Annotated in this window: 16 protein-coding genes and 1 pseudogene; 7 read left to right on the forward strand and 10 right to left on the reverse strand. The window is 65.1% G+C overall.

The features are described from left to right. Nucleotide 1: 1 nt before the first annotated feature. From IEV87_RS14145 to IEV87_RS14165, 5 genes are read left to right on the forward strand one after another with little or no spacing between them, the layout of a single operon-like run. The gene (locus tag IEV87_RS14145; RefSeq protein ID WP_373284045.1) at nt 2-1,051 is read left to right on the forward strand and encodes an ABC transporter permease; all 1,050 of its coding nucleotides are present in this window, start codon (nt 2-4) and stop codon (nt 1,049-1,051) included. Continuing rightward, the gene (locus IEV87_RS14150) at nt 1,048-1,950 is read left to right on the forward strand and encodes an ABC transporter permease (RefSeq protein ID WP_188478281.1); all 903 of its coding nucleotides are present in this window, start codon (nt 1,048-1,050) and stop codon (nt 1,948-1,950) included. Before IEV87_RS14145 ends, IEV87_RS14150 begins: the two co-directional genes overlap by 4 nt. Further along, nucleotides 1,947-2,774 carry an ABC transporter ATP-binding protein gene (locus tag IEV87_RS14155; protein WP_188478282.1) on the forward strand — a complete coding sequence of 276 codons (828 nt, stop codon included), beginning with the start codon at nt 1,947-1,949 and terminating at the stop codon, nt 2,772-2,774. The genes IEV87_RS14150 and IEV87_RS14155 overlap by 4 nt, the downstream gene beginning before the upstream one ends. A gap of 3 nt (nt 2,775-2,777) precedes the next feature. Then, nucleotides 2,778-3,533: an ABC transporter ATP-binding protein gene (locus tag IEV87_RS14160; RefSeq protein ID WP_188478283.1), complete on the forward strand. Its 756-nt coding sequence runs from the start codon at nt 2,778-2,780 to the stop codon at nt 3,531-3,533. After that, nucleotides 3,530-4,585, forward strand: a complete 1,056-nt coding sequence (locus IEV87_RS14165; protein ID WP_188478284.1) for a dipeptidase — start codon at nt 3,530-3,532, stop codon at nt 4,583-4,585. The genes IEV87_RS14160 and IEV87_RS14165 overlap by 4 nt, the downstream gene beginning before the upstream one ends. A gap of 120 nt (nt 4,586-4,705) precedes the next feature. Here the strand turns inward: IEV87_RS14165 and IEV87_RS14170 are convergent, their stop codons facing one another. From IEV87_RS14170 to IEV87_RS14180, 3 genes are all read right to left on the reverse strand, one after another. Beyond that, complete coding sequence (locus IEV87_RS14170) at nt 4,706-5,359, reverse strand: hypothetical protein (protein WP_188478285.1); 654 nt, start codon at nt 5,357-5,359, stop codon at nt 4,706-4,708. A gap of 12 nt (nt 5,360-5,371) precedes the next feature. After that, complete coding sequence (locus tag IEV87_RS14175) at nt 5,372-7,417, reverse strand: catalase (RefSeq protein WP_373284058.1); 2,046 nt, start codon at nt 7,415-7,417, stop codon at nt 5,372-5,374. A gap of 93 nt (nt 7,418-7,510) precedes the next feature. Next, nucleotides 7,511-8,665, reverse strand: coding sequence for a glycosyltransferase (locus IEV87_RS14180; RefSeq protein ID WP_188478287.1), 1,155 nt, complete (start codon nt 8,663-8,665; stop codon nt 7,511-7,513). A 178-nt stretch (nt 8,666-8,843) separates the two neighbouring features. On the opposite strand from IEV87_RS14180, the gene IEV87_RS14185 reads away from it, so the two are divergent. Beyond that, nucleotides 8,844-10,487: an FAD/NAD(P)-binding protein gene (locus IEV87_RS14185; RefSeq protein WP_188478288.1), complete on the forward strand. Its 1,644-nt coding sequence runs from the start codon at nt 8,844-8,846 to the stop codon at nt 10,485-10,487. On the opposite strand, the gene IEV87_RS14190 is transcribed toward IEV87_RS14185, so the two are convergent. The 4 genes from IEV87_RS14190 to IEV87_RS14205 are packed head-to-tail and all read right to left on the reverse strand — an operon-like array spanning nt 10,484 to nt 15,403. Beyond that, nucleotides 10,484-11,242 carry a hypothetical protein gene (locus IEV87_RS14190; RefSeq protein ID WP_188478289.1) on the reverse strand — a complete coding sequence of 253 codons (759 nt, stop codon included), beginning with the start codon at nt 11,240-11,242 and terminating at the stop codon, nt 10,484-10,486. The genes IEV87_RS14185 and IEV87_RS14190 overlap by 4 nt on opposite strands. 24 nt (nt 11,243-11,266) lie before the next feature. Next, nucleotides 11,267-12,241 carry a glycosyltransferase family 2 protein gene (locus IEV87_RS14195; RefSeq protein WP_188478290.1) on the reverse strand — a complete coding sequence of 325 codons (975 nt, stop codon included), beginning with the start codon at nt 12,239-12,241 and terminating at the stop codon, nt 11,267-11,269. Next, on the reverse strand, nt 12,238-13,383 hold the full coding sequence (locus tag IEV87_RS14200) for a glycosyltransferase (RefSeq protein ID WP_188478291.1): 1,146 nt from the start codon (nt 13,381-13,383) through the stop codon (nt 12,238-12,240). The genes IEV87_RS14195 and IEV87_RS14200 overlap by 4 nt, the downstream gene beginning before the upstream one ends. After that, nucleotides 13,376-15,403 (reverse strand): HAD-IIB family hydrolase, encoded by a 2,028-nt coding sequence (locus tag IEV87_RS14205; protein WP_188478292.1) that lies wholly within the window; start codon nt 15,401-15,403, stop codon nt 13,376-13,378. Before IEV87_RS14205 ends, IEV87_RS14200 begins: the two co-directional genes overlap by 8 nt. Before the next feature lie 141 nt (nt 15,404-15,544). On the opposite strand from IEV87_RS14205, the gene IEV87_RS14210 reads away from it, so the two are divergent. Beyond that, entirely contained in the window at nt 15,545-16,315 is a 771-nt protein-coding gene (locus IEV87_RS14210) for a sulfotransferase family protein (protein ID WP_188478293.1), read from the forward strand. Here IEV87_RS14210 and IEV87_RS14215 read toward each other — a convergent pair. The 3 genes and pseudogenes from IEV87_RS14215 to IEV87_RS14225 form a co-directional block, all read right to left on the reverse strand. Then, nucleotides 16,309-17,253: a sensor histidine kinase gene (locus IEV87_RS14215; RefSeq protein WP_188478294.1), complete on the reverse strand. Its 945-nt coding sequence runs from the start codon at nt 17,251-17,253 to the stop codon at nt 16,309-16,311. The two genes, IEV87_RS14210 and IEV87_RS14215, sit on opposite strands and share 7 nt — an antisense overlap. Before the next feature lie 98 nt (nt 17,254-17,351). Then, a complete protein-coding gene (locus IEV87_RS14220; RefSeq protein WP_188478295.1) occupies nt 17,352-18,092 on the reverse strand; it encodes a Crp/Fnr family transcriptional regulator in 741 nt (246 codons plus the stop codon). Between the two features lie 377 nt (nt 18,093-18,469). After that, nucleotides 18,470-18,985: pseudogene (locus IEV87_RS14225) on the reverse strand (efflux RND transporter permease subunit); the annotation flags it as partial. Nucleotides 18,986-19,232 lie beyond the last annotated feature (247 nt).

The raw sequence follows: 19,232 nt of genomic DNA on the forward strand, positions 1-19,232 counted from the left end.
CGTGACCACACGTACGAACAGAGGGCGCCGCGGCGCCCTCTGGATTCGCAAGGCCGCCTCGGTGACGGGGACGGTCGCGGTGACATTCCTCGGCCTGCTGATCGTAACCTTCCTGATCGGCCGCGTCGTGCCCGTGGACCCGGTCCTGTCGGTGGTCGGAGACCGCGCGACACAGGCGCAGTACGACGCCGCCTACCGCGCCCTCGGCCTCGACAAGCCGCTGGTCGAGCAGTTCTGGATCTGGCTGCTGAAGGTCTTCCAAGGCGATTTCGGCAATTCCTTCCTGACCACCCGCCCCATAGCGGTGGACATCGCCCGGGTCTTTCCGGCGACGCTGGAACTCGCGACCGTGTCGATCGTCATCGGCACGGTCATCGGTATTCCCATGGGGGTCTGGGCCGCGGTCAACCAGGGCCGCTGGATCGACCACGTGGTGCGGGTCGTCGGGCTCATCGGTTATTCCGCGCCGGTCTTCTGGCTGGGCCTCATGGGTCTGCTGCTGCTTTACTTCAAACTCGATCTCGTGTCTGGCCCGGGTCGGGTCGACATCACCTATGAATACGACTTCACGCCGAAAACCGGCCTGTTCCTGATCGACACCGCGATGCAGGGGGCCTGGGGGGCGTTCGGCAACGTGGTCTCACACATAATCCTGCCCGCCTCGCTTCTGGGGTATCTGTCGCTCGCCTACATCTCGCGCATGACGCGCAGTTTCATGCTGAACGAACTGAGCCAGGAATACATCACCACCGCCCGCGTGAAAGGCGTGCCCGAGTGGCGGATCATCTGGGTGCAGGCGATGCGCAATGCCGCGGTGCCGCTGGTGACGGTGATCGCGTTGTCCTACGCCAACCTGCTGGAAGGGTCGGTGCTGACGGAAACCGTTTTTGCCTGGCCGGGTCTTGGGCTTTACCTGACCAACTCCCTGCAGAACGCCGACATGAACGCGGTGCTTGGCGGGACGCTGGTGATCGGCGCGATCTTCGTCGGGCTGAACATGGTGTCGGACCTTCTCTACACCCTCCTCGATGCACGGACCCGCAAGCGATGACGACGCGCGAATGGCTGCTTTCCGACAACCCGGTCTCGCGTCGTCAGGCGCGGCTTGGGCAGAGCTATCGGACCTGGCTCGACTTCCGCCGCAACGGGCTGGCGATGTTCGGCCTTGCCATTGTCCTGGTGCTGGTTCTGGTCGCGATCTTCGCGCCCTGGCTTGCCCCGCACGATCCGCTGATCGGCGACCTGCGCACGACGCGCCTGCTGCCGCCGCTGAGCGAAGGCCACCTGCTTGGCACCGACGATCAGGGGCGCGACATCCTCTCGCGCCTGATCTGGGGGTCGCGCATCACGCTTGCGGTCGTCGCGCTGGTGGTGGTCATCGCCACCCCTGTCGGGCTGCTGGTCGGAACGACCGCAGGTTATTTCGGAGGCTGGGTTGACACGGTTCTGATGCGCTTCACCGACGTGGTGCTGGCCTTCCCCAAGCTGATCCTCGCGCTGGCCTTCGTCGCCGCGCTTGGTCCGGGGATCGAGAATGCGATCATCGCGATTTCCATCACCGCCTGGCCGCCCTATGCCCGTCTCGCACGGGCGGAGACGCTGACGATCCGCAATTCGGACTTTATCGCCGCGACCAAGCTGCAGGGCGCGCGGCCGGCACGGATCATCTGGAAACATGTCGTGCCGCTCTGCATGTCCTCGGTCATCATCCGGGTGACGCTGGACATGGCGGGGATCATCCTGACCGCCGCCGGTCTTGGGTTCCTTGGCCTCGGCGCGCAGCCGCCGCAGCCGGAGTGGGGCGCGATGATTGCGGGCGGGCGCAACTTCCTTGTCGATCAATGGTGGGTCGCAACCATGCCGGGGCTGGCGATCTTCATCGTCTCGCTCGGCTTCAACCTGCTCGGCGACGGGCTGCGCGACGTGCTGGACCCCCGGAGACGCACATGAGCCTGCTCGAGGTCGAGAATCTTCGTGTGACCTTCCCGACACGGCATGGCCCGTCGGAGGTGGTGCGCGGTGTCAGCTTCACCCTGGGCCGCGAACGGCTTGGCATCGTGGGGGAATCTGGGTCGGGCAAGTCGCAGACCGGCCGCGCGCTGCTCGGGCTGACCCCGCCGCCGGGGAAGGCCACCGCCGACCGGCTCAGCTTTGACGGCAGCGACCTGCGGGGCCTCAGCGCACGGGAATGGCGCAGCCTGCGCGGGCAGCGGATGTCGATGGTGATGCAGGACCCGAAGTTCTCGCTCAACCCCGTGATGCCCGTCGGCAAACAGCTGATGGAGGCGCTGCGCACCCACGGCACGCCCCGCGCGCAGGCGAAACGCGCCTCTCTCGACATGCTGGAGGCGGTGCAGATCCGCGACCCGGAGCGCGTGTTCCGCGCCTATCCGCACGAGCTTTCGGGCGGCATGGGGCAGCGTGCGATGATTGCGATGATGCTGGTGTCTGAGCCCGACCTGCTGATCGCGGACGAGCCGACCTCCGCGCTCGACGTGACGATCCAGATCGAGGTGCTGCGCATCCTCGACCGGCTGGTGACGGACCGCGGCATGGGTCTTATCTTCATTTCCCACGATCTGCGGCTGGTCAGTTCCTTCTGCGACCGGGTGCTGGTGATGTATGCGGGGCGTGTGGTGGAGGAACTGCGCGCGTCCGAGCTTCACGCCGCGCAGCACCCCTATACGCGCGGTCTGCTCAACTGCCTTCCGCAGATCGACGGAGACCGGCGCCCCCTGCCCACCCTCGACCGCGACGCGGCCTGGGCGGAGTAGGCGATGCTGGACGTTCGAGACCTTGAAGTGACATTCACCTCCGGCGCGGACGAGGTCCGTGCGGTCCGGGGCGTGTCCCTTACTGTGCAGAAGGGTGAAAGCTACGGCATCGTGGGGGAGTCCGGTTCGGGCAAATCCACCGTCCTGCGCGCCATCTGCGGACTGGCTCCGACCAGCGCCGGCCACATCCTGCTGGACGGAAAAGAGCTGGCCACACCGCGCCGGCCGGATTTCTACCGCCGAGTGCAGATGGTATTCCAGGATCCCTATGCCTCGCTCCACCCGCGCCATACGGTGGACGCCGTGCTGTCCGAACCGCTGGCGATCCACCGCTTCGACCGCCGCGACGAACGCATTGCAGAGGCGCTGAGCGCCGTCGGACTTGGCCAGGGGTTCCGCTTCCGTTATCCGCACCAGCTGTCCGGCGGGCAGCGCCAGCGCGTCGCGGTGGCCCGCGCGCTGATCCTCGAACCGCAGATCCTGTTGCTGGACGAACCGACCTCCGCGCTGGATGCGTCGATCCAGGCAGAGGTTCTGAACCTGCTCGACCGGCTTCGCGCGGAACGGGGGCTGACCTATGTGATGGTCTCCCACGACCTCGCCGTGATCTCGCACATGTGCGAACGGCTGATGGTGATGGAACACGGCCTCGCGGTCGAGGAACTGACCCGCGACGACCTGCGCCAGCGCCGCGCCGGGACCCCCTACACGCAGCGCCTGCTGAAAGCTTCCGCCGGCTACACAAGAGAAGCCACATGACCATTCCCGTCTTCGACGGCCATAATGACTTCCTCCTCCGACTGCTCCGCGACCCTGCCAACCGCGACCGCACCTGGCTGACCGATACCGGCGAGGGTCACCTCGACCTCCCTCGGATCCGGGCGGGCGGCTTTGCGGGCGGCTTCTTTGCCGTCTACCTGCCCTCGCCCGAAACCGAAGACGCACCCGACCTTGCCGTGGCCAAGGAGAATCCGCCCTACCGCCTGCCGCTTCCCGACGAAATCCCCTATGCCGAGGCGCTGCCGGTCGCCTTGGCCATGGTCGGCCACCTGAAATGGATGGAGCGGCAGGGCGGCCTGCGCATCGTCCGGTCCGTCGCCGATATCCGCGCCTGCATGGATGAGGGGGTTGTCGCCGCGATCCTGCACTTCGAGGGGGCGGAGGCGATATCCGAAGACCTCGACAGCCTGCATGTCTGGCACGGCATGGGCCTTCGCTCCCTCGGCCCGGTCTGGTCGCGCCCGACCCGTTTCGGGCATGGTGTACCCTTCGCCTTCCCGGCCACGCCCGACACCGGCGAAGGACTGACCGATGCGGGCAAACGGCTGGTTGCGGAATGCAATGCGTTGCGGATTCTGGTCGACCTCAGCCACCTGAACGAGAAGGGGTTCGACGATGTTGCCCGCCTTTCCGACGCGCCGCTTGTCGCGACCCATTCGAACGCGCATGCCCTCACACCCTCATCGCGCAACCTGACCGACCGCCAGCTTGCCTTGATCCGCGACACCGACGGCATGGTCGGCCTGAACTACGCCGTCGGCTTCCTGCGGGAGGACGGACGCCCCGAAGCGTTCGGGGGGTTCGAACCGGTGATGCGCCACCTCGACCATCTGCTAGACCGCCTCGGCGACACCCGCGTCGGCCTCGGCTCCGACTTCGACGGGGCGACGATCCCCGCCGATCTGGCGGACGCGGCGGGATTGCCGCGCTTGATCGATGCGATGCGGGCGCATGGTTATGACGAGCCCCTGATCGCGAGGCTCGCGCATGGCAACTGGCTGCGCGTGCTGGAGAAGACCTGGGGACAGTGATCCGGTGGCCTGAGTTGTCATTCGGAGGTGCGCAGATGACGACAATCGGCATCTCTGGCCGCGCATCGGGACCCTGAGGGGAAATCGGGTCGGAGTACACACCTTTCGGCCAGTGACCGATCATATTCCCTGCAGATACGCCGCCACGGAGTCCTGCTCTGCCGACCGGCTCTGCATCTGCTCCAACGCGCGGCGAACCCGGCGCCGCGCGAGGCGGGACCGAACCTGCCTGGCCTCGAGCGTACGGGGGTAAACGGCGACGCGGTCGCCCTCTCCGGCAAGGTCGAATTCCCTGACCGCCGCCACGATATGCGAGGCCTGGTTCGTCGCGGCGACAGAGATCAGCTTCAACGTCGCTGGCGATGTCTCCGGGTCAATGTTCCCGCAAGCGCTCCGATCGACGATGTCGCGAAAGCTGCCGATATCCACGTATCCCCCACTGGGCAAAGGCCCCTGACCCGTCATCTCCGTGGGACGTTCAAGTTCTTCACGGCGGAGTTCCCTGCGATCGACCACGCTGGATACGCTCGGCCCCTCTTCGGTTTCGATGCAGGCGAGCACGTCGAGCAGATAGGCGGGCTGCGCGCCCATGTTGGAAATCAGGCACCGCGCATCCAGATCGTCGCCGCCGCCACGGTTGATAAGCATGCTCGACCTCCGCTGTTCGCGGAAGCCGCGCAGCAGGACGTGCAGGTAGACCAGCCAGACAAACGTGGTTGTCAGGCTGGCCCCGATCTGGACGAGTTCGGAGTTCTGGCGGACGAACTCTAACATCGGGTTACGCCCCTACGCTGCCCGGTCCCAGAACCGCAACGCAGCGCATTCCTTGAAAAAGGCCGCGGGCTTGATGTCGCGGACGTAGAACATGCCGCCGTCGAACTCTTCCGGCAGGCCCGCTTTCTGCAGGAAAGGCGCGGCCTCGTCGGTAAGCAGCATGAACTTCCTGTGCGCGAAGGCGTCGGCCACCCAGGTCTTCGCCGCATGCATTCCGGCGAACTTCTGCGCCCCCTCTTCGGAGATCAGCATCGCCACGGCGTCGAACAGGACGGAGGGACCGCCGTCGATCTTCTCGTCCGCCTCGACAGAGGAGCCGTCGGACAGCGTTACCTTGCCGACGCGGGGGCCGACCAGCGCGACGATCACCCCCGCCTTCTCCGCCTCTTTCTGCAGGGATTGCAACAGCTTGGCATCAGCTCCGTCGCTGATCAGCACGCCCAGTTTCCGCCCGGCGAAACTGTCCGGTCCGTTCTTCAGGATAGACAGCGCGTCCGATGTCACCAGTCCGTCAACCCGTTCCCGCGCGGCCTTGGCAGGCACTGGGATGTCCATTCCCAGCCCCTCGGCCACCGCCTGCGCAAGATCGTCGTCGATGTTGGGCAGATGTGACAGCAGCCGTTCGCGGATCGCGTTGGTTTCGACCTTGCTCAGTTCGAAGACAAGTGCTTCGGCGATATGCGTCTGCTCCACCTCGGTCTGGCTCAGGTAGAACTGGCGGGCCTGGCTGTAGTGATCGGCGAACAGCTCTGACCGAACCCGATCCTTCACGCCGTCCGCTTCCGTCTGGACGGATTGGAAACCGTGCTCCGGCGCCTCTCTCGGGCCGCCCTGTTCGCCGCCCCATGAGTTCGGCTCATAATTCGCGCGGCCCTTGGGATTGTGCATCGCCATATGACCGTCCTGCTGGAAATGGTGGAACGGGCATTTCGGCGCGTTGATCGGGATATGGGTGAAGTTCGGCCCGCCCAGACGCTTGATCTGCGTATCGAGGTAGGAAAAGTTGCGCCCCTGCAGCAGCGGGTCGTTGGTGAAGTCGATACCCGGCACCACGTTCTGTGTGCAGAAGGCGACCTGCTCCGTCTCGGCGAAGAAGTTGTCGACCACGCGGTCCAGAACCATCCTGCCGATGATACGGACGGGCACGTCCTCCTCCGGGATCAGCTTGGTCGCGTCGAGGATGTCGAAGGGGAAGCTGTCGGCGAATTCGTCGTCAAAGACCTGAACGCCAAGCTCCCACTCCGGGTAGTCACCGCTCTGGATCGCGTCCCAGAGATCGCGGCGGTGGAAGTCGGGATCCGCCCCGTTGATCTTGAGCGCCTCGTCCCAGGTCACGGACTGCAGGCCCTGTTTCGGCTTCCAGTGGAATTTCACGTAGGATGATTTGCCCTCCGCGTTCACGAAGCGGAAGGTGTGCACCCCGAACCCTTCCATGAACCGGAAGGACCGCGGGATCGCCCGGTCGGACATGGCCCACATGATCATGTGCATCGCCTCGGGCATCAGCGAGACGAAGTCCCAGAAGTTGTCATGCGCCGTCTGCGCCTGCGGGAAGCCGCGGTCGGGTTCGGCCTTGGCGGCGTGGATCAGGTCGGGGAACTTCATCGCGTCCTGGATGAAGAAAACGGGGATGTTGTTGCCGACGAGGTCCCAGTTGCCTTCTTGCGTGTAGAACTTCACCGCGAAGCCCCGCACGTCGCGGGCGAGGTCGGCCGAGCCCTTGTTGCCCGCCACGGTCGAGAAGCGACAGAACACCGGCGTCTTCTCGCCCTTGCGCTGGAACAGGTCCGCCCGCGTCAGATCCGGGATCGGATCGAGCGTTTCGAAATAGCCATGCGCGGCATAGCCCCGGGCGTGCACCACGCGTTCCGGGATGCGCTCGTGATCGAAGTGGAACATCTTCTCGCGGAAGTGGAAGTCTTCCATCAGCGCCGGTCCGCGTGCGCCCTGCCGCAGGGTATTCTGGTCGTCCGACACCGGCACACCCTGCGCCGTGGTCATCACCGCCACGTCGCCACCGGCGGTCTGGTGGGTCTCACCACCCTCTCCAATACGCATCTGCGGTTCGCCCGCCGTGGCTTGGGCGGCCTTCGCGGGGGTCTTCGATCTGGTCTTGGCCTTAGCCATGGTGGTGCTCCTTTCAGGGTCTGTTCATTCGGCCGCCAGGGGCAGAACACCGCCCCGTGCGGACCGTTCGGCGGGTAGTTCGATCGGCGGGAAATCGACTTCGCAGGCCGGGCTGTCCCGTTCGGCGATGCAGAGCCGGTACAGGTCTTCGTAGCGGTCGATCATCGTGGGAAGCGCGAAGCGGGCCACCGCCAGATCGCGAACGGCGCGCCGGTCCATCCGGGCGGCACGCAGGGCCGCCGCCGCCAGCGCCATCACGTCGCCGCCTTCCACGATGACGCCGCCATTGCCGACGACCTCGGATACCGCCCCCGCGTCGAAGGCCGCCACCGGGACCCCGCAGGACATCGCCTCTGCCGCGGCGAGACCGAAGGGTTCGTTCCAGCGCGGCGTGAACAGGCAGACCGACGCGCGTGAAACCCGATGCGCCAGAACGTCCGGGTCGAGGTTTCCACAATAGGCGATCGTCGGGCCAAGGTAGGGCTTCACGACCTGGTCGAAGTAATCCTGATGCTCGACGGGACCGAAGATCCTGAGCGGCAATCCGGCGAAACGCGCCGCCTGTACGGCCTCCCCCGTGCCCTTGGTCGGTGTGATTCGGCCGAACCAGACAGCCGTGCCATCGCCCTTGCCATGATAGGCCCAACGATCGGTATCGATCCCGTTGTAGACGACATGCGCCGGAAGATCGGGGGCGCCGTCCGCCCAGACCTTCATCTGCGCCTCCGAACAGACCGTGAAGCGGTTCCAGCCGGCGCCCGAGGCATGCACGGCGCGACGCAGCGCGTCGAAGGGCGGCACGTGCAGGGACGTCAGCATCGGCACCCGGTCCCGCCGTGCCATGCGGGGCGGATAGCGGTGCAGTGAGTTGTTGTGCACCACATCGAACCCGCCCTGACGCAGTGCGGGCAGGATCGCCGCAAACGCCGCGTCGAGATGGGCGTTCATTTCATCGGTTCCGTGAAAGCGATGCCAGGGGAAATCACGGTCGTAGTGCTGTGCCACGACCGGATGCAGCCGGACACCTTCCGGCGGCTGGCTGTCGCCGGACGCGAACAGGGTGACGTCGTGACCCCGCTGCACGAGTGCGGCGGCAAGCGCGTGAGAATGTGCCTCCATCCCGCCCATGAACGGGGTGGCAATGGGATGCCGGATATGGGCGACGATGGCGATGCGCATAAGGCTCCCCCGCCCGGCAACCGTATCGGTGCGGGCTGTTTCCAGCGGTTTGTGTCTGACGATGCGTTGCGTTGTTCTGTTTAGGGAACCAATCGGGGGCGCTGTCGGTTCCAATATTATAAAACTAAATACCGCGTTAGTTTTACCGACCATTCGCCCCTATCGAAAAGGCACCGCTGTGAAGCAAGCTAAACTGCGCCCCGCACGTGGCAAGGGCGGCATCGCGCATGCCGCCGTCCCCTCTGCCAGACCGCGCGGTTTCACGCCGCCGCGCGTGGCGATCGTCGGGACAGGGCCAACGGCGATTTATGCCCTCAAGCACCTGCTGGAGTCGGGTGCGCCAATGGACATTCACCTGTTCGAGCGCGAGCGCGAGATCGGCACCGGGATGCCCTACCGGGAGGGCGCGAACCTGCCTCAGATGCTGTCCAACATCGGCAGCCGGGAAGTCCCGCCCGTCGTCGAAACGCTTGAGGGCTTCCTCCGCTCCTGCGACGCCGCCACCCGTCGCGAGTTCGGCATCGAGGATTACGAGATCGGGCCCGAGACGTTCTATCCCCGGCTCGTCCTCGGCCGCTACTTCATGGCGCAGATCGCCGCCATGATCGCCCGTGCCCGGGGCGGCGGTCATGGCGTGGAGGTGCATGCCCGTCATGTCGTGACCGACATCGTCCCGGCACCGGATGGCGTGGTGGTGCAGTTCGAAACGCCGCATGCGGCGGACGCGGCAACCTTCGATCACGTCATCATCGCGACCGGTCACCATTGGTCCGCCCGAACCGACGGGTCGGGTGTGCTGTTGCACGCGCCATGGCCGGCGGAACGCCTGCGCCGGTTTGCCGGCGCGCATGTCGGCATCATCGGCAGTTCCCTTACCGCCATCGACACGGCCATCGCGCTGGCAAGCTTCCACGGCAGGTTCGAGGAGGCAGAGGGTGTCAGATGGCTGCCGAACAGCACAGACAGCCCTTTCCGCATGGCAATGCTGTCGCGCCGTGGGTTGCTGCCGGATGCGGACTGGTTCTATCCGCTGCCGCTCCCCGAACTGCCTAGGTTCAATCCCCCGGCGGTGGAGGGGCTTGGGCAGCCGGGCCTGCTGTCCCCAGCACAGAACCTTCTGGCCAGGGACCTGCACCAGCTGGATCCGGCTTACGCCGCACTCACGAGGCCGGAGAAGATCGAGGGCTACGCCGACAGGCACTTTGCCGACCGGCTGACGAAAGGCAGCTGGACCGCCGCGAAGGCCGGGCTGGAGGAGGCGGTGGCCGACCGCGACGCCCGCAGGACGGCGGCCTGGCGCATGGCCCTGCTGGCCGCGCATCTGGTCTACGAAACCATCCTGCCGCAGTTCACGGAGCAGGAGCGGGAGTTGTTCGACAGGGAGTTGCGGCCCGTTTTTTCCGATGTCTATGCGTCTGTCCCGCACCGCTCCATCCGCAGGATGCTGGCCCTGCACGATGCCGGCGTGCTGGAGTTGCACAGGCTGGGTGAAACCTACACGATCCTGCCCGACGGACTGGGCGCGCGGATCTCGGGCCGGTCGGGTGAGCACAGGTTCGACCATCTGATCGACGCGAGGGGGCAGAGCGCGGCGACCCTGGACGACCTCGGTTTTCCGACCCTGTCACAGCGCGGCCGGTTCGATCCGGAGACGCTGCGCGTCGCCTGCGATCTTTGTCCGGCATCCACCATCGCCTGCGTCGCGATCCCGGTGGTCCTGCGGCACAATCCCTTCGTACAGGGGCTTGAGAATGTCGAGGCGCTCGGCCGGCGCGCGGCGGACAATGTCCTCGCCTCACTCGGGGCACCGAAAGCGGCCTAACCGGACTGCGGCGACAGGCGGTAGGACTGCGACCACCGACGCAGACCGTCCTCCGTCGCCTCCGGCCTGTGCGGCAGACGGCCCATGAGGGCCCGGGCGGCGTCATCCCCGGCAAACACCTCGACCAGACCGCGCGGAAGCCGGAGATCGGGATCGGGATGGCTGTAGAACAGCGCGAAGGGCGCGGTGTTCAGCTGTGCGATCAGCGTGGACAGCTGCGGAAGAACGGCCCCCCGCCAGTCGGCGTCACCCGGGCCGATCACGCGCCGCAACAGCAGCAGCCCCCGCCCGTTGCTGACAGTCTGCGTGGTCGACAGCACGAAGGACACCGAGAGCGTCAGAACGACCATGCCGTTCACCGCGCAGACCACACCAAGCAAAGCGAAACCGGGGGAAGAGGCCTCTGTCTTGCCGCCCCCCACGGTCGACAGCAGATGACCGGCGTGGGACACCGCGCCCAGCACACCCGCGTCGGCGCCGGATTTGGTCATCACCACGGCCCCTTCAAAACCGGCAAAGATCAGGCCCCACCCGATACCGATCCCGGCGACCCACCAGAGCGCCACCGCGCTCATCACCAGCGGACCTACCGCGATATGGCGTAGCGGCCCGTCGGGCAGCAGCCGGAAGACCGCAAAGACGCCACGCGCGATACGAAAGGACACGAAACGCGACGGCGTCCCGCCGATCGTCGTGAAGAGGAAGTCGGCGCAGACGTAAACCGTCAGCGCCGCGCCGGAGAGCAGAAGCAACATCGCGTCAGTCTACACCAGCGGCAATCATTCCGCAGCCGGCAGCAGAAACACGCTCTGCGCCTCCTCGACCTGGGCGACGCGGGCCGCGCCGGTCGCCTTGACGGGGGTCTGGTCAAGCTTGTCGATCACACGGCGGGTACTGGCGTAGGGCATGTCCTCCATCTGCGAACACAGCGCGAAATCCGCCTCGTCCGGCTCCCGCAGGATACGGATCCCGTTCCTGGCGTTCTCGATCAGCCCCAGAAGACGGAAGGCGTAGAGCCAGTGCTCCATCGTGCGGTGGCCCCATTTCGTCGCGAACAGCTCCGCGTTGCGGACGACGGAGGCGACCTGATGGATCGGCGGCATACAGTGCGGATGGTACTGGTGGTAGACCTTGGCGCCCTTGATCCAGAAGATCGGAATGCCCCGGTCATCCAGCGTCCGGCCAAAGTCGGTGTCCTCTCCGCCGTAGCCGACGTACCGTTCGTCGAAACCGCCCGAGGCGGTCCAGCTGTCCCGGTCGATGGCGAAGCTGAGCGACCAGAAGCATCGGTAGTCCCTGCACCGCGCGATCCCCTCTGCAGGCGGCCCCTGCCGGTCGGAGTGCCGGACGGACAGCCGTTCGAAGCGCGCGTAGTCCAGTCCGTCCTCGGTGGCCTTGCCCGGGAGATACCCGACCTCTCCCATCAGCAGCCCCGGCTGGCGTGCCGTGTGCGAGAGGTAGTCGTAGATCAGGTTCGGATGCGGAATGCAGTCGACGTCCACGAAGACCAGCAAGTCTCCGGTCGCGGTATCGGCCACCGCGTTGCGCGCGGCGGCGAGCGGCAGTTCGGGTCCCGTGACGAAGATCTGGCGGACCGGAAAATCGGTGTCGGGAAGGCCGTCGTAGGCCGCGTCCTGCATCACCCCGATGACAAGCTCATCCGGGCGCACGGTCTGCGCCTGGAACCCGGCCACGACGTTTCTCAGATGCTCGGCCCGACCGGCGGCAATCGTGAGGGCGGAGATGCGGGTCATGCGTCAATTCCTTCTTTCTGGTGTCCGGGGTGATGGGCGTGCGGCACGAGGGACCGAAGCCACAGGGCCGCCTTCGCAGCGGCGTCTTCGTCGATCAGGGCCGGCTGTCGACCCGGCTGGTGCCGGTCCACTGCCGCCCGGATGGCCTTCCGCCAGGCCGCGGCGCTGGACGGCATATGCGTGAGATGCAGCGCGACTCCGGCACGTGACAGGGCCAGTGCCTTTTCGACCTGTTCGTCGAAGTAGCGCCATTCGGGGACGACGATCCACGGGCGGTCGTTATTCAGGACTTCCGCACAGGTGGTGTTCCCGGTCGACGACACGACGACATCGGCGGCCGCGATATGGTCCGCCACCGTTTCGACCCAGCCCTTGTGGATCAGATTGGCGCCCTCGGTCCCATGCCAGTCGGTCTGCATCGCGCCGACGGTGATCCAGGTCCAGTCCGGCAACGCCCGCGCCGCGATCCCGAAGGGTGCGCTCGTCCAGCCGTTGCCACCGCCGCCTGAGAGCACGAGCGCGACCCGCCGGTCCTCTGCCATGCCGAGACGCCTGCGGGCGTCTGCTTTGACCGGCGCCTTGGCACGCAGCCCCAGTCCTCCGGCGAAATGCGTCTTGCGTCGCATCGCCTCTGTCCAGTCCGGTTGTGCCAAAGCGGCGGAGAAAGGGGCCAGCAAGCCGACGGCGCCGTCATAGGCCGCCCGGTGCCCCGGGTCGCCCCGGTCGCCGTGCTGGAGCACCTTGACGTGCGGGACGGAACAGATGCGGCAGAGCTGCGCAATCTCGGCGCTGACGTCGCATATCATGAGATCGGGATCCGCCGTGTCGAACCAAGCCGCGATAGTGGCCATGGCACGGCGTATCCCCGGCCAGCCGAGCGGCGCGCAATGGACGGTGTCGGGGCTGTCGACGGTGTCGAGCCCGGTGCGCTCCTGTCCCGACCGTTCGAAAAGGGAGGGGATCTTCACGACCCGGACGTTTTCGCGCAGGGGCGGGAAGATGTCATCGCGTGCGCAGAAGATCACGACCTCCTGCGCGAGGGGCAGCGCATTGACTAGGCTGGCACATCGCTCCGCGTGGCCCCTGCCCTGATGGTGCACGAAATAGCCGATTGGTCCGGCGGCAGCTGGGAAATCACGCATGACGCAGGGCCAATCTGTCAGCCGGGCCGTAAATGGCCGCAAGCCCGTCCAGTACCCCGGCCGCATAGCTGTGGCGGCTTTGGAAGGCTTTGCCGCGCAGCAGCTCGGCGATGCCGTCGCGGGCGTTCGCGGGCAGGATGGCCGCGCCGCAGGCGGAGAGCATGTCGAGATCGTTGCCGCTGTCACCGGCTGCGATGCAATCGGCCAGGGTGAGGTCCAGCCGATGCGCCTCGTACCCGATCGCGGCCGCCTTGCCTGCGTTGACCGGCAGAACGTCGATCAGAGAGCCGTGCGAATGTACGACCCGCGCGGGCACTCCGTTATCTGCCAGCACCTGCGTCGCGCGGGCGGCATCGGCGGGGCTGCCGTAATAGCTGACTTTCCAGCGCCGCTGATCGTGCAGGGGCTGAGCCGTGATACCCAGACCGGCCATGAGGTGCACGACCTCTTCCCGCTGCCAACCATCGCTGATGGTCGCGGCGTAGCCACGGCACAGGCGATAGTCGCCCCAGCCGTCGCACCGCCAGATTTCACTTCCGACAGAGGTCACAAGGATATCCGGACAAGGCAGGGACCAGGCGGCGATCACCCGGCGGGCCTCGGATATCGAGCGGCCCGTAGCGACCAGAATGCAGGTATCGTCACGCCGGGCCGACCATTTGGCAAAAGCGGCGGCAGCCTTCCGGTCGCCCGTCAGCGTACCGTCCACGTCGCAGGCGAGGATGCGCGATGCGCGCCGGGGCGCCTTCGCGCGCCGTTCCGTGATCCCGCGACAGACGGCCAGGCTTTCGCGCGCCCAACCGTGCCACTGATACAGGCGGCACGCCCTGTCGCGGGCCTCCCTGCATCTCCGCTCCCGCTCCGGATCACCCAGCATGTCAAGCAGCCGGTCGGCCAGTTCGCCCGCGTCTTCCGGATCAACAAGAGCGCCATATCCGATGTCCCCGATGATCGATGACGGCCCGCCGCTTCTTGTCGCCACCACGGGAACGCCAGCCTGCGCGGCTTCGACCACCGTCAGACCGAAGGGTTCGTGCAGCGCGGGATTGGCGAAGACCCCGTCGACGGCGGCCAGATCGTAGAGCGATCTGACCTCGGTCGCGGTATGCCGCCGGGGCAGCGCGACCCGCCCCCAGAGATCGTGCCGGTCAATCAGCCGGATTAGGTCCTGATGTACCGCCACCTGCTCTTCCGGACCTTCGCCCACGGAAGTCCTGAGACCCGCAAGGATCACGAGGTTTGCCGCTTCCCTCAGCCGCGCATTCATACCGAAGGCGCGGACAAGCGCAGCGAGGTTCTTCTTCCTCACCGGGCGCGCGACGGCGAAAACGATCGGCTTTTCGGGCTGGCGCAGGAACGGCGCGATCAGCCGTCTTCCGTGGTCCGTGCCCTGCGATGCCCCGAAAGTCACACCCGGCGAAATCCGGTGAACCCGCCCCGCCGCGTCCGGATCATAGGCCATGATCTGGCGCTCGGCCTCATCCCGCGACGACACGATGATGGCATGGGCCGTCCGTATCGCGGCCAGTTCGTCCGACACGCGCTGCGACGCGAGATCGCAGTCCACTTTTTCGCGGGCCAGGGAGTGCGGCGTGTAGATCCATGGGATCGCGAACCGCTCGAATGCGGCGCGGGCGACTGTCGCCGCGTCGGAGAAATGGGCGTGGATGACGTCGGGCCGGTGCTCCAGCCGGTCCAGCAAGGCACAGAACGCAGCGGTGATCGCCGGCAGTTCCGCGTTCAGATCTTCCTTCGCCAGATAACAGTCCCGCCGGGTCCTGAGACGCAGGATCCGCACCTTGGGGCCGACGTATTCTTCATCGGCGGCATACTCGGGCCCGAGGCCGGGATCGGAGAAGGCCCGCGTGACGATATCAACCTGCGTGACGTCCGGACGCTCTGCCTGCGCCATCGCCGCGCCGAGCACATAGGCAATGTGGCCACCCGTATCCTCGGTAAGACCATAGTCGACGGGCGGCGCCTTGAGGCATCCCCCAAGCGCGATGTGCAGGATACGCATTTTCTGTCCTTTGGAAGATTGAAGTCTTCGAGGCCGGATGCATCTCCGACAGAAGGGGAACCAGCGCTTCGCCCACTTGTTCCGAAATTTATTATACTAATCTGATGTTGATTTCGAAGTCCGGCGCGCCAAGACAAGCGGATGACACGTTACCTTTTCATCGGCGGCCTTCACCGGTCGGGAACCAGCCTTCTGGCGCGCCTTGTCGCCCGTCATCCTGATATCTCCGCGATTACAGGGTCTCCGGCCCCGGAGAACGAGGGCTGTTTTCTGCAGGGTGCCATCCCGCACACGGCCGTGCATGGCCGGCCGATGCATTTCGCGACCGATCCGGACCAGCACCATGTCGAGGGAAGCCGATACGACAGCCTGGACGTGCGTGCGCGGATAGAAGCCGACTGGAATGCATGGTTCGATCCCTCACGGCCATGGCGGCTGGAGAAGTCGCCGGTCAACCTGACGCGGATGCGGCTGTACCAGCAGCTTTTCCCGATGGCGCAGTTCGTCGTTATCGTCCGCCACCCCGAGATGGTTGCAGCCGCGGTCGCGAAATGGGTGGAGGCAACGCCCGCCGCGCTGGTCGATCACTGGCTTGCGGCCCACCGCAGGGTTCTGGATGATTTGCCGTACCTGCACGCGGTCTGTGTCATCCGCTACGAAGACCTGTGCCGCGATCCGTCCCGGACGGTTGCGGGGATACATCGGTTCATGGACCTGGCCCCTAACGATACAGCAAGGGACGAGGCGATCCGGAACGGTAACGCGGACTATCCGCGACCGTCCGGTCTGGATGAGACACTGACCGACTGGGGTTATGGCCCCTGCGGGCGGGTCGCACCCTGGGAACCGTTTGTCCGCCACCCCCTGCGGTCGGTACGGGAGCGTACGATGCGCGCGCTGACAGATCAGTAGCCGTCAAGCGGCAGGCGCATGTCGATGGTCAGCCAGCCGTCTTCGAACCGCCGTTCCTTCTCTGCGCGCAGTTGCATGGCGGAGGCCTGGATGAGGCGCGATCCGAACCCCTTTTCGGCATCGATGTCGTAGTCCGGAACCAGTTCGCGCCAGAGGATCCTGACGCCGCCGTCATAGGGAACCCATTCGACATTGATGGTACCGTCGGAATGCCTGAGCGCGCCGTACTTCGCCGAATTGGTCACCCATTCGTGGAAGATCAGGACGAGGGACGTGATCGCCTTGGCGGGGATGAGGACTTCGACGCCGGACATCACGATGGTCTGCAAGCTGCGCGCCGGGGCAAGGATTTCGTTCAGCAGCGCCTCAAGCGGAATGGGGCGCGACACGTCGGTCCGCAGCATGAGCGAATGCGCGCGGTCGAGCGCGGTCACCCGGTCACGCAGGTTGGAGACAACCTCGTCCTTGTCCGTACTCTCGCGCGCCGCGCTGGAGATCATGGCGGCCACCAGCGCAAAGAGGTTCTTGATCCGGTGGTTTATCTCGGAAAGATGCAGTTCCCGCTCGGCCAGAAGCTTCTGTTCGGAGGTGACGTCGAAGCTGACACCGATGACCTTGCTGCCATCTGGACCCTTGCTGAGCTTGGCCACGCCCCGCAGCCACCGTTCTCTTCCTGACGGCAGGTTGAGCCGGAAGGTCTGGTCGTATTCGTCGCCGTTGGTGGTCAGGGTGTCCAGAGCCTTGAAGACACGCTCCCTGTCGGCTTCGACAATGCGTTCGACAATGACGGACTGGGCGGTTGCATCGCTGTCGGACAGTTCGAACAGGTCGCGACACACGGGGTCGAGCCGGAGGCTGCCGTCGTCAACGGTCATCTCCCATCGTCCGATTCCGGCAAAGCCGAAGGCACTGTCCAGTCCGGTATCGTCTGTGGGCATTGGGGTATTATCCGGTCCTGCAACATGTCGAGCCTAGGCCGAAGAAACACCTTCGGCAAGCGTCGCAATGTTAACTTTCATGACCTCATGTCAACCGCTCAAGTGAGCTTGAGCGGTCCCTGGCCGTACAGGTATGCGGGATCAAAGGCGCCCAGTTCCTTCAGCGCCTGTTTGTCCAGGACCGTGACCTGACCGCGGGAAATATCGACCACGCCCGTCTCGCGAAGTTTCTTCACAACGCGGTTCATGTGAATGCTGGTCGTGCCGCAGGCATCGGCCAGTTCCTGTTGCGTCAGGGGCAGAGAAAACCCGTTCTCTCCCGCCAGATCGACGAAGTCGAGGCGCTGCCAGAGCTCCGCGACAAGGTGCGCGAGGCGACCGTCGGCGCTCAGATGCTCCAGTTTCATGATCCATTCGCGGTGCATGGCGGCATCCAGCAGGGTCGAATACCAGAGCATCCGCGCGAGGGTCGGCTCTTTCTCCAGCACTTTCTGGATCCGGTCGTGCGGAACATATCCGATCTGCACGGACCCGATCGACACGACGTCATGGTCCAGCCGCTTCAGCGCAAACGCGTGCAGGTCCACGAAATCGCCCGGCACGTGCAGGGCGACGATATGGCGCTTGCCGTCCTCGTAGATGACGCGGGCAACGGTTCCTTCGATCAGGATCGTGCTCTGATCGACGACATCGCCGCGCCTCAGGATCGTATGCGGTGCCGTGAACCGTTCGACCGTACCGACCAGACCCTCCAGAAGAGTCCTTTCACGCTTCGACAGCGCGTCCCGGGAACGACCCTGCAGGAACCGCCGCGTGTAGGGACAAGAATCGTCCGTCATCAATTACCTTCTGTCCCGGGGACACACTGCTGATGTCGACCACTAACATAAGTTAAGTTCGGTGCCATCTTCAACTATGGCTATACGTTCACAACCGCGTGGCGGGACGCATCGTTCCTGAGTTTTGCAACCTGAGTTCACGGCTGGTGAACCAAACAACTTCCGCCCAGATCGACCCGGCCAAGACTGCGGATGGCAGATTGCTTTGCTTGCAGGCGGGAGGGGGCTGAACAGGACATCGCTGGAGTGGAGGATACTTGAGCGGCGTCCCTCAATTCCTGTCGTGGGAGAAGCCGCAGCCGCTAATCTGGGCGGACAGTCCCTGACCAACCTACCCCAAGGCGTGCATCACGAATGTCCGGCGGGACCAAAGCAACCTAAGCGACCTGACCCAATGCCGCCCCGGACGACCTCGCTTCCTTCTTCTCCCCCAGCATCAGCATGGCCGGGGTCACGATCAGTGTCAGGATGGTCGCAAACATGAGTCCGCCCGCGATAGCCGAGCTGAGTTCGATCCACATCTGGTTCGAAGGTGCGCCGTAGACGATCTCGCGCCGGAAGAAATCGACGCTGACGCCAATGACCATCGGCGCGAGACCAAGCGCGGTTGTGCCCGAAGTCAGGATTACTGGCCGCAGACGTTGCGCGCCGGTGCGCAGCGCAGCTTCCAGTGGAGACATGCCGGTTTTCTTCAGATCGTTGTAGGTGTCGATCAGAACGATATTGTTGTTCACCACGATCCCGGCCAATGCGATCACACCGATGCCGCCCATGACCACGCCGAAGGGTCGCCCTGTCAGCATCAGCCCCAGCAACACGCCCGCGATGGAAAAGACGATTGCGACCATGATCGTGAAGGCCTGATAGAAGCTGTTGAACTGGATCAGCAGCACGGTGCGCGCTACCTTGAAGTGCGACTCCTATTAGAAACCAATGGGTTATCTAATCAGGAGATCGTGCCATGGGGACCTCTTATACGCATCTGAGCTTGACGGAACGTCGGAAAATCGAGGATTGGTGGCACGCGAATGTCCCTGTCCGGGTGATCCTCCCCCACTGAAGTGGTCCGACGTTATGTTTAGGAAAACGGAGGATCAGAATGGCTACGAAGCGGCACAAGCCGGAAGAGATTGTCACAAA

The sequence above is a fragment of the Primorskyibacter flagellatus genome (assembly GCF_014638275.1).
In the GTDB taxonomy this organism is placed as follows: Bacteria; Pseudomonadota; Alphaproteobacteria; order Rhodobacterales; family Rhodobacteraceae; genus Pseudooceanicola; species Pseudooceanicola flagellatus_A.